This is a genomic window from Streptomyces sp. NPDC002328, from assembly GCF_042890065.1.
GTDB lineage: Bacteria > Actinomycetota > Actinomycetes > Streptomycetales > Streptomycetaceae > Streptomyces.
The window spans coordinates 92,276-102,095 of record NZ_JBIARQ010000025.1; the positions used below are offsets into that span (position 1 = coordinate 92,276).

The window sequence follows — 9,820 nt, forward strand, 5'->3', positions numbered from 1 at the left end:
TGTAATGCAGCAACCATGCGCACACACGCAAAATCGTTGCGTTCATGGCGACGAGGTCGCACATTCATTGCGGGGCGTCCGAGCGGCCCGCGCCGAAGGGGCGCGGGGCCGTATCAATGTGCGGCTCCGCCGCGTGGGCGCGACCCGCCACAGCCGCCCCGCACCCGAAATCCGGCCTTACCAGCAGAGCTACCAGCTGGCGTGCAGCGGCTTGCCCTCCGCGTAACCCGCCGCGCTCTGAACGCCGATGACGGCCTTCTCCGCGAACTCCTCCAGGGAGCCCGCGCCGGCGTAGGTGCAGGAGGAGCGGACGCCCGCGATGATCGAGTCGATCAGGTCCTCGACGCCCGGGCGGGCCGGGTCGAGGAACATGCGGGAGGTGGAGATGCCCTCCTCGAAGAGCGCCTTGCGGGCGCGGTCGTAGGACGACTCCTCGGCGGTGCGGTTGCGCACCGCGCGCGCGGAGGCCATGCCGAAGGACTCCTTGTAGGCACGGCCGTTCGCGTCGTGCTGGAGGTCGCCGGGGGACTCGTAGGTGCCCGCGAACCAGGAGCCGATCATCACGTTGGACGCGCCGGCCGCGAGGGCCATCGCCACGTCGCGCGGGTGGCGGACGCCGCCGTCGGCCCACACGTGCTTGCCGTGCCTGCGCGCTTCGGCGGCGCACTCCAGGACCGCCGAGAACTGAGGCCGGCCCACGCCGGTCATCATGCGCGTGGTGCACATGGCGCCCGGTCCGACGCCGACCTTGATGATGTCGGCACCGGCCTCGATCAGGTCCTTGACGCCCTCGGCGGAGACGATGTTGCCCGCGACGATCGGCACCCGCGGGTCCAGGTCGCGCACCAGCCGGATGGCATTGATCATCGACTCCTGGTGGCCGTGGGCCGTGTCGATGACGAGGGTGTCCACGCCAGCGTCCAGCAGCAGCTTGGCCTTCTCGGCGAAGTCGCCGTTGATCCCGACGGCGGCGGCGATCCGCAGCCGGCCCTCGGCGTCGGTGGCCGGCGTGTACAGCGTGGCGCGCAGCGCGCCCCGGCGGGAGAGGATGCCGGCGAGCTTGCCCTCGGAGTCGACGGCGGGGGCGTAGCGCCGGTTGTGGTGGTCGAGGGTGTGGAAGGCCTCGCGCGGGTCGATGTCGGCGTCCAGGAGCAGCAGATCCCGGGACATGACCTCGCTGAGCTGGGTGAAGCGGTCCACGCCGGTGAGGTCCGCGTCGGTGACGACGCCGACCGGGCGGCCGTCCTCGTCCACGACGACGCCCGCGTCGTGCGCCCGCTTGGGCAGCAGGGCCAGCGCGTCGGCGACGGTCTGGTGCGGGGCGAGGACGATCGGGGTGTCGAGGACCAGATGGCGGCTCTTCACCCAGGAGATGACGTCGGTGACGACGTCGATGGGGATGTCCTGCGGTATGACGACGAGCCCACCGCGCCGGGCCACGGTCTCGGCCATCCGGCGGCCGGCGACGGCGGTCATGTTGGCGACGACCAGCGGGATCGTGGTGCCCGTGCCGTCCGGGGAGCTGAGGTCCACGGCCTGCCGCGATCCCACGGCGCTGCGGCTCGGCACCATGAAGACGTCGTCGTAGGTCAGGTCGTGGGCGGGCTGGATGTCGTTGAGGAAACGCACGTGCTGCACATCCCAGTCGTTCAGAGGTGACCCCCGGGCAGGTCAGCCAGGGGGAGAAGCACGTACTTCATTCTCCCACGCGGCCCGGAATGCGGTGCCCGGTCGGATCCTCCAGGAGGACCGCGGGCGCCTAGGAGGATCGTCCGAGGGCCAGCACCACGGAGAGCGCGGGCACGTGGTCCACGGCCGAGGAGAACACCTCCTGCGCGATCTCCCACTCCTCCGGCCGCGCCTTCGCGTACGCCTGCCAGTTCCGTACGACGACGAGCAGGCCCTCGACGTCGGGCCGGTCGGGGAGGCCGGCGAGGCTGTCGGAGAGGGCGTCCCAGTTGCGCCCGAACCGGTCGGACAGCTCCAGGTCCCGGACGCAGCGGTCCATCAGGTCCGCCTTGTCCTGGACGCCGTCGAGGTCCAGCGTGAGCACGTGATCCGTCATCCAGCCACCGCCCTGCACGAGTCGTGGTTCCGGCTCCGGGGACGGCCCGTGCGGCCGTCCCCTCCCTTCTGACGTTACGTCAGTTCCCGTCCGGGTCGGCCCGGTTGAGGGCCGGCTTCGGGGTCGGTCCGGCGGTCATCAGGTAGTCCGCGGCCGCGGTGTCCGTCACCAGGCTGGTGACGAGCCCGGACCGCAGCACCGCGTCGATCGCCGCCGCCTTGCGCTGCCCGCCCGCTATAGCGACGACCTCGGGCACCCGGCGCAGCTGGTCGGCCTTGACCGTGATGCACCGCTCGCCGAGGTCGCGCCCGACCCGGCGGCCGTCGGTGTCGAAGAGGTGCGCGGACATCTCGGCGGCGACGCCGAACGAGGCGTAGTGGCCGCGTTCCTCGTCGCTGAGCATGTCGTGCACCGTGGAGATGCCCGGCTCCCAGGAGCCGATGGAGACGCAGGCGACCGTGACCTTGTCGAAGTACTCGAAGGCCCGGGCGATCCCGGTCTGGTGGCGCAGCGCCTCCGCGGTGGCCGCGTCCGGCAGCAGCATCGGCGCGTAGATGGGGTGCGCGTCGCCGCCGGACACCTGGGCGGCGCGGCGGACGGCCTCGACCGAGCCGCGCTCGGCGGTCCCGGCGTCGTACACGCCCGTCAGCTGCACCACCGTGCAGGGCGGCAGCCGGTCCAGCGCCGCCGCCATGTGGATGGTGGAGCGGCCCCAGGCCAGGCCCAGGACGTCCCCCTCGTTCACCAGTTCGCCGAGCAGGTCGGCGGCCACTTCCCCCAGGTTCTCGGGGTCGGGCGACTCCTCGACGTCGGCCGGGGACTCGACCACCACTGCGTGCCTGAGGCCGTAGCGGGCGCGGAGCGCGTCGGAGCGCTCGGCGTCCAGCTCGGCCGGCACGCGGATCTCGATGCGCACGAGATCCCGTTCGAGAGCGGTTTCCAGGACCCGGGCCACCTTGAAGCGGCTGACGCCGAACTCCTCCGCGATCTGGATCTTGGACTTGCCCTCGAGGTAGAAGCGGCGGGCCATGGCCGCCGCCTGCACCAGCTCAGCGGGTCCCATCCGCATGGCTGACCGGCCCGCCGACATACCCGACACGGCGATCTCCTCACTGCTGTTCACACTTGGATTCGCCGTTCATCCTTGCAGATCCGGCGCACTTGATCAGTCCTGATGGGAGCCGTTCATGTAGCTGTGGCTCAGTGGTCGCACGCCCACGAGGCCTTGGCGGTGGCCGCGTCCGCCTGCGTGCGTAGTGCACGTACCGCTTCGGCGGGGTCCTCGGCCCCGTACACCGCCGACCCTGCCACGAAGACGTCCGCGCCGGCGTCCGCGCACCGCTCGATCGTGGCGGCCGAGACCCCGCCGTCGACCTGGAGCCACAGCTGAAGGCCGTGCTTGCCGATCAGCTCCCTGGTGCGGCGGATCTTGGGGAGCATGATGTCGAGGAACGCCTGCCCCCCGAAGCCCGGCTCCACCGTCATGATCAGCAGCATGTCCAGCTCGGGCAGCAGATCCTCGTACGGCTCGATCGGCGTCGCGGGCCGCAGCGCCATGGAGGCCCGGGCGCCCTTGGCCCGGATCTCCCGGGCGAGACGCACAGGCGCGGCGGCCGCCTCCACGTGGAAGGTGACGGAAGAAGCGCCCGCCTCGACGTACTGCGGGGCCCAGCGGTCGGGCTCCTCGATCATCAGATGGCAGTCCAGCGGGGTGTCCGTCGCGCGGGCCAGCGACTCCACCACCGGCACGCCGAGCGTGAGGTTCGGGACGAAATGGTTGTCCATCACGTCGACGTGGAGCCAGTCGGCTCCGGCGACCGCCTGGGCCTCGTCCGAGAGGCGGGCGAAGTCGGCGGACAGGATGCTGGGGTTGATCTGCGCGGCCATGACCCAAGCCTGCCATGCCCTCCGGGGGTTGGCGGCATCGGTCCGGTTCCGGTTAGCGTTCCGGACCCCGGGGGGCCCGCGCCCCTTCAGGGCACCGCTGCCCTCCGGCGTCAGGCGGTGCGGCGGAGGAGGGCCAGGTACATCGCGTCGGTGCCGTGCATGTGGGGCCAGAGCTGGATGTCCGGGCCGTCGCCGAGGGCCGGCACGCCCGGCAGCAGCGGGCGGGCGTCGATCAGCTCGGCCTCGGGGTGCTGCTTGAGGATGTCGGCGACGACGGCGCGGGTCTCGGCGAGGTGCGGCGAGCAGGTGGCGTAGCCGACGACGCCGCCGACGCGCACGGCTTCCAGCGCGGTGCGCAGCAGCCCGCGCTGGAGGGGCGCGAAGCCGTCCAGATCCTCGGGACGGCGGCGCCAGCGCGCCTCGGGGCGGCGGCGCAGCGCGCCGAGGCCGGTGCAGGGCACGTCCATCAGGACGCGGTCGAAGGAGCCGGGCCGCCACGGCGGGCGCGTCCCGTCGGCGGCGATCACCTGGTAGGGCCCGGGGTTGCCGGCCAGGGCCTTCGCGACCAGGCCGGCGCGGTGCGGCTGCTTCTCGGAGGCGAGCAGCGTCGCGCCCCGCTCGGCCGCGAGGGCGGCCAGCAGCGCGGCCTTGCCGCCGGGCCCGGCGCATCCGTCGAGCCAGCGCTCGTCGGGCCCGTCGAGGGGCGCGGCGGCGAGCGCGAGCGCCACCAGCTGGCTCCCCTCGTCCTGCACGCCGGCCCGCTGCTCGCGTACGGCGTCGACGGCCCCGGGCTCGCCGCCCTCGGTGAGCCGCACGGCGTACGGCGACCAGCGCCCCGGCTCGGCGGCCTCCTCGCGCAGCAGCTCGTCGACGGTGGCGCGCCCCGGCCGGGCGACGAGGGTCACCTCGGGCCGCTCGTTGTCGGCCTCCAGCAGGTCCTCGATGCCGTTGCGGCCGCCGCCGAGGGAGTCCCACAGCGCGGAGACGACCCACCGGGGGTGCGAGTGGACGACGGCGAGGTGGTCCTCGGGATCCTCGTCGTAGGGCGGCGCGATCTGCTCGACCCAGGTGTCGAGGTCGTGCTGGGCGACCTTGCGCAGCACGGCGTTGACGAACTTGGCCCGCCCGTCGCCGAGCACGACCCGGGCCAGCTCGACGGAGGCGGACACGGCGGCGTGGGTCGGGATCCGCGTCCCGAGCAGCTGGTGCGCACCAAGGCTGAGCACGTCCAGCACCGGCGGGTCGACCTCCCGGAGCGGCCGGTCGACGCAGGCCGCGATGACGGCGTCGTACGTCCCCTGCCGCCGCAGCGTCCCGTACACCAGCTCGGTGGCCAGCGCGGCGTCCCGCCCGTCGAAGTCCCCGCCCTCGCGCGCCTTGCGCAGCAGCGGCGGCAGCACGAGGTTGGCGTACGCGTCCCGCTCGTCCACGGCCCGCAGCGCCTCGAAGGCGAGCATGCGGACGGGATCCTTCTTGGGACGACGGTAGGGCTTGCCGCCGGGACGGGGACGGCGAGGCTGTTCACTCACGAAAAAGGTGCTCCGGATCACGGGTAGACATTCGCGTCCAGCCTACGCGGCACGAACGCGCCCCCTCACTCCCCCGCCCCGCTCCCCTGCCCCGCGCCCCGGCTCACTCCCCCACCGCGCTCCGGCTCATTCCCCGACGCGCTCCCCCTCGCCGATGCGCGCGCCCCGCGCCCAGTCCGCCGCGCGCATCGGCTTCTTGCCCTGGGCCTGCACCCACAGCAGCTCGACGGCGTACGAACCGGTGCCGACGTGCACGCTGTTCTTGCCGACGGCGAGCGCGCCCGGGGCGAGGTCGTCGTGTCCCGGGACCGGCCGCACCTGGATCAGCTTGAGCCGCTCGCCCCGGAAGACGGTCCAGGCGCCGGGCGCGGGCGTGCACCCCCGTACGACCCGGTCGACGCGCAGCGCCGGCGCGGCCCAGTCGACCCGGGCGTCCTCGGCGGTGATCTTCGGGGCGAGGGTGATGCCGTCCTGGGGCTGCGGTACGGCCTTCAGCGTGCCGTCCTCGATGCCGTCCATGGTCGCCGCGAGCAGCCCGGAGCCCGCGAAGGCGAGCCGGGTCAGCAGGTCACCGCTGGTGTCGGTGGCGCGGACCTCCTCCGTCACCGTCCCGTAGACGGGCCCGGAGTCGAGCCCCTCCTCGATGAGGAAGGTGGAGGCCCCGGTGATCTGGTCGCCCGCCATGAGGGCGTGCTGCACGGGCGCGGCCCCGCGCCAGGCGGGCAGCAGCGAGAAGTGCAGGTTGACCCAGCCGCGCGCCGGGATGTCGAGGGCCGCCTTGGGCAGCAGGGCGCCGTAGGCGACGACGGGACAGCAGTCCGGCGCGATCTCCTTGAGCCGCTCCAGGAACTCCGGCTCCCGCGGCCGGACCGGCTTCAGCACCTCGATGCCGGACTCCTCGGCACGCTGGGCCACGGGGGACGCGACGAGCCGCCGTCCCCGCCCCGCCGGAGCGTCGGGCCGCGTGACGACGGCGGCCACCTCGTGCCGCCCGGAGGCGATCAGGGCGTCCAGAGCGGGAACGGCGACCTCGGGGGTGCCGGCGAAGACGAGCTTCATAGGTGGGACGGGCCTCTCGGAGGGATCGAACGACGGGCAACGCACAAGTTTATTGGCCCACATGGGAAAGGCCGCCGACGGCGCTCAGCCCCCACAGGAAACGTTCCCCCTTCAACCAACCGCCACGAGCGGTGCGCGGGTGGGAGACGAACAGGGCGACGGCCGAAGGCCGAGCCGCGCACACCCCTCCCCAGGGGGCGTACGCATATGCCCATACGCCCCCACACCGTGACCAGCGGAGCAAACCCGCGTTGGTCAAGAAAGAGTTGACCCCAACGCCGGTTCGAGAGGCTTGTTCATGGCCGACCACGCAACCCACGACGCCCAGGCCCGGGCCAGCCTGCACTTGCTGGTGCGGGACATCGAGCGGGTCCGCCGCCAGGTGGACGCCCTCCGCACCCTCACCGCCCAGCTCGGCAACGTCTACCGCCCCCGCCGCTCCGGCCCGTCCACGGGCTTCGTCGTCTACGGACGCGCCCCCGCCCCCACGGTCCGCCTCGCCCAGGAGTTGCGGGACAGCGTGGAGACCCTGGTGACCGCGGCGGTGGACTTCGACCGCTCGCTCGGCTTCTCGTGGGACGCGGTCGGCTCCGCGCTCGGCGTCACCAAGCAGGCGGTGCACCGCCGCTACGGCGCCCGCCGCGCCGCCGCCCAGACGGCCACCGCCACTGCCGCCGCCACCGCGACGGCCACCGCCACCGCCACCGCTGAGCCCGAGAGGGCGGCGGATCCGTCGGTCGCCCGCACGCTCAGCGTGGGCGCCGGCATCCCCGCGGTCCCGATCCCGACGGTCCCGGCGGCCCGCTCCATGCCGACCCAGCCGACGGCGGGCAGCCCGTCCCTGCGCGACGAGGCAAGACCGACAGCCTTCCCCGGCCCCCGGAACGGCTGACCCGCTCCCCCTCCGCGGGACTACCCCGTCGGGCCCCTCAGCCGATGTCCGGCGGATCGATCCGCACCCAGACCGGCGAGCCGCCCCCGCCCCCGGCGGCCCCGCCCCCGTTCCCGCCGCCTCCCCCGCCGCGTGCCATCCGGGCCGCCTGCGCGGTCTTCAGGGCAAGGGCCAGTGCGGCGCCCCGGCCCGGCGGGACCCGGATCAGCGCCCGCTCCCAGTGTTCGCCGGGCGGGGGCGACCCGGGCCGCCGCGGCCGTCCCGCCGGGGTCGGAGCCACCGGCACGGGGCCCAGCACCTCGGCCTCCAAAGGCAGCTCCACGGCCCTCAGGAACGCCGCCACCGCCTCCTCCGGCCCCGTCACCGCCGCCATCCGCGACACCGGCGGGAAGCCCAGCTCGGCCCGCTCGGCCAGCTCCCGTACGGCGTGTCCGGCGGGATCCCAGCGGACCAGGGCCTGCACGGGCCGCAGGGTCGGCTCGGCGACGACGACCACGCTCCCCCCGTCCCCCTGCGGCCGTACCAGCGAGGCCGCCGCGATCCATCGCCGCAGCGCGTCCTCCCCGGCCCGCAGATCGGGCCGGCCGAGCATGGCCCAGCCGTCCAGCAGCAGCGCCGCCGCGTACCCGCCCTCGGCGACGGGCTCGGCGCCCGGCGTGCTCACCACGAGCGCGGGCGTCCCCGGCACGGTGTCCAGCACATGCTCCCGCCCCGAGGTGCGCACCGGCACGGCCGGAAACGCCCGCCCCAGCTCCTCGGCGGTCCGCCGCGCGCCCACGACCTGCGCCCGCAGCCGGAAGCCCCCGCACTCCGGGCAGTGCCACGCGCCCTCCTCGCGCCCGCACCAGCCGCACACCGGCGCACCGCCGTCCCGCGCCTCCAACGGCCCCGAGCAGTGCCGGCAGCGGGCCGGCGCCCGGCAGGCGGCGCACGCCATGCGCGGCACGTACCCCCGGCGCGGCACCTGCACCAGCACCGGCCCGAGCCGCAGCCCCTCCCGTACCGCCTGCCAGGCGAGCGTCGGCAGCCGGGCGGCCCGCGCGGCCTCGTCCCGCGCGAGATCCTGGTCGCCCACCGTCCGCACCAGCGGAGCCGCACGCCGCACCTGCTCCCGCCCGGCGGCAACGGGCCGCGCCCACCCGCTCTCGACGAGCTGGGCGCCCTCCACCGTGCAGCTCCAACCCCCCATCAGAAAGCCGCACTTGTCCTGCGCGGCCCGCAGCAGCAGCACATCGCGCGCGTGGGGCTGCGGAGCGTGCTGCTCGCTGTGGCTGTCGTCGCCGTCGTCCCAGACCGCCACCAGCCCGAGGTCGCGCACCGGGGCGAACATGGCGGCCCGCGTCCCGACGACGGCCCGTACGGCCCCCCGCCGCACGGCGAGCCACTCCCGGTAGCGCTTCTCCGGCCCGGCGTCGGCGGTCAGCAGAGCGTGCCGCCCCTCCCCCAGCACGACGGTCAGCGCGGCGTCCACCCGCGCGGCGGCCCGCCCGTCCGGTACGACGACGAGCGCGCCGCGCCCCGAGGCCAGCGTCGCGGCGACGGCCCGCGCGAGCTCCTCGCTCCACTCGGGGCCGGGCAGCGCGTTCCACACGGCACGCGGGGACGCGCCCGAGGCCAGCGCCTCCAGGAAGGCGGGCCCGTGCTCGTAGCGCGCCCAGGAACCGGCCGTGGGCGGCGCGGGCGGCGGCAGCGGCTCGGGCGAGGGCCGCTGCTCGGCGCGGGCGCTGCGCGGCGGCACGGCCAGTTGCAGCACATCGGCGAGGCTTCCCGCGTAGCGGTCGGCGACGGCCCGCGCCAGTCCCAGCAGCTCCGGGCTCAGCACCGGCTCGGGCGACACCACCTGGGCGAGGGCGGCCAGCGGACCTGAGTAGTCGGACTCGGCGAGCCGCTCGACGAGGAAACCGTCGATGAGCCCTCCGCCCTCACGCCGGCCCTCACGCACCCGCCCGCGCCCGGCGCCGAACCGCACCCGCACCCGCACGCCCGGCTGCGCCTCGGCGTCCAGCTCGGCCGGCACCGCGTAGTCGAAGTACCGGTCGAGATGCAGCACGCCCTTGTCGACGAGCACCCGCGCGACCGGCAGCTCCCCGGCCAGGGCGGCCCCCCGCCAGGTGCGCGGCTTCGCCCGCGGGACCTTCGCCGCGCGCACGCTCTCCCGGATCAGCGCGAGCTGCTCCGGCGGCGCGGCCTCCCCGGCCCCGCCGCCGTCCCCCTGCTCGTTCTCGCTGCTCACGCTTGCATTCTTACCAAACGCCACCGACAGCCGAGGCCCACGCACACGCCGAGGCCCGGCCCCCCGAGGGGGATGCTGTTGGTTTATTCGGGCCTGGTTGCTTCGCCCCGTCGCTGTGCGGCGGGGCGGAGTGCTGTCAGGGGGCTGGTGCGGGT

Annotated in this window: 8 protein-coding genes; 1 reads left to right on the forward strand and 7 read right to left on the reverse strand. The window is 74.6% G+C overall.

All coding sequences use genetic code 11. The annotated features are described in order from the left end of the window. Positions 1–189: 189 nt before the first annotated feature. From ACFYX4_RS37070 to fmt, 6 genes are all read right to left on the reverse strand, one after another. Positions 190–1,629, reverse strand: a complete 1,440-nt coding sequence (locus tag ACFYX4_RS37070; RefSeq protein ID WP_389343465.1) for a GuaB1 family IMP dehydrogenase-related protein — start codon at positions 1,627–1,629, stop codon at positions 190–192. Between the two features lie 130 nt (positions 1,630–1,759). Next, the gene (locus ACFYX4_RS37075; RefSeq protein ID WP_389343435.1) at positions 1,760–2,065 is read right to left on the reverse strand and encodes a barstar family protein; all 306 of its coding nucleotides are present in this window, start codon (positions 2,063–2,065) and stop codon (positions 1,760–1,762) included. A gap of 79 nt (positions 2,066–2,144) precedes the next feature. Then, entirely contained in the window at positions 2,145–3,188 is a 1,044-nt protein-coding gene (locus ACFYX4_RS37080; protein WP_389343438.1) for a sugar-binding transcriptional regulator, read from the reverse strand. 77 nt (positions 3,189–3,265) lie between these two features. Then, on the reverse strand, positions 3,266–3,952 hold the full coding sequence (gene rpe / locus ACFYX4_RS37085) for a ribulose-phosphate 3-epimerase (RefSeq protein ID WP_389343441.1): 687 nt from the start codon (positions 3,950–3,952) through the stop codon (positions 3,266–3,268). 110 nt (positions 3,953–4,062) lie between these two features. Continuing rightward, the gene (locus ACFYX4_RS37090) at positions 4,063–5,481 is read right to left on the reverse strand and encodes an RsmB/NOP family class I SAM-dependent RNA methyltransferase (protein WP_389343444.1); all 1,419 of its coding nucleotides are present in this window, start codon (positions 5,479–5,481) and stop codon (positions 4,063–4,065) included. A gap of 126 nt (positions 5,482–5,607) precedes the next feature. Continuing rightward, the gene (gene fmt / locus ACFYX4_RS37095; protein ID WP_389343447.1) at positions 5,608–6,540 is read right to left on the reverse strand and encodes a methionyl-tRNA formyltransferase; all 933 of its coding nucleotides are present in this window, start codon (positions 6,538–6,540) and stop codon (positions 5,608–5,610) included. Between the two features lie 298 nt (positions 6,541–6,838). Between fmt and ACFYX4_RS37100 the strand changes: the two genes are divergently transcribed. Then, positions 6,839–7,432 carry a hypothetical protein gene (locus ACFYX4_RS37100; protein ID WP_389343450.1) on the forward strand — a complete coding sequence of 198 codons (594 nt, stop codon included), beginning with the start codon at positions 6,839–6,841 and terminating at the stop codon, positions 7,430–7,432. Positions 7,433–7,469: 37 nt separating this feature from the next. Here the strand turns inward: ACFYX4_RS37100 and ACFYX4_RS37105 are convergent, their stop codons facing one another. Beyond that, positions 7,470–9,665, reverse strand: a complete 2,196-nt coding sequence (locus tag ACFYX4_RS37105; RefSeq protein WP_389343453.1) for a primosomal protein N' — start codon at positions 9,663–9,665, stop codon at positions 7,470–7,472. Positions 9,666–9,820: the final 155 nt, after the last annotated feature.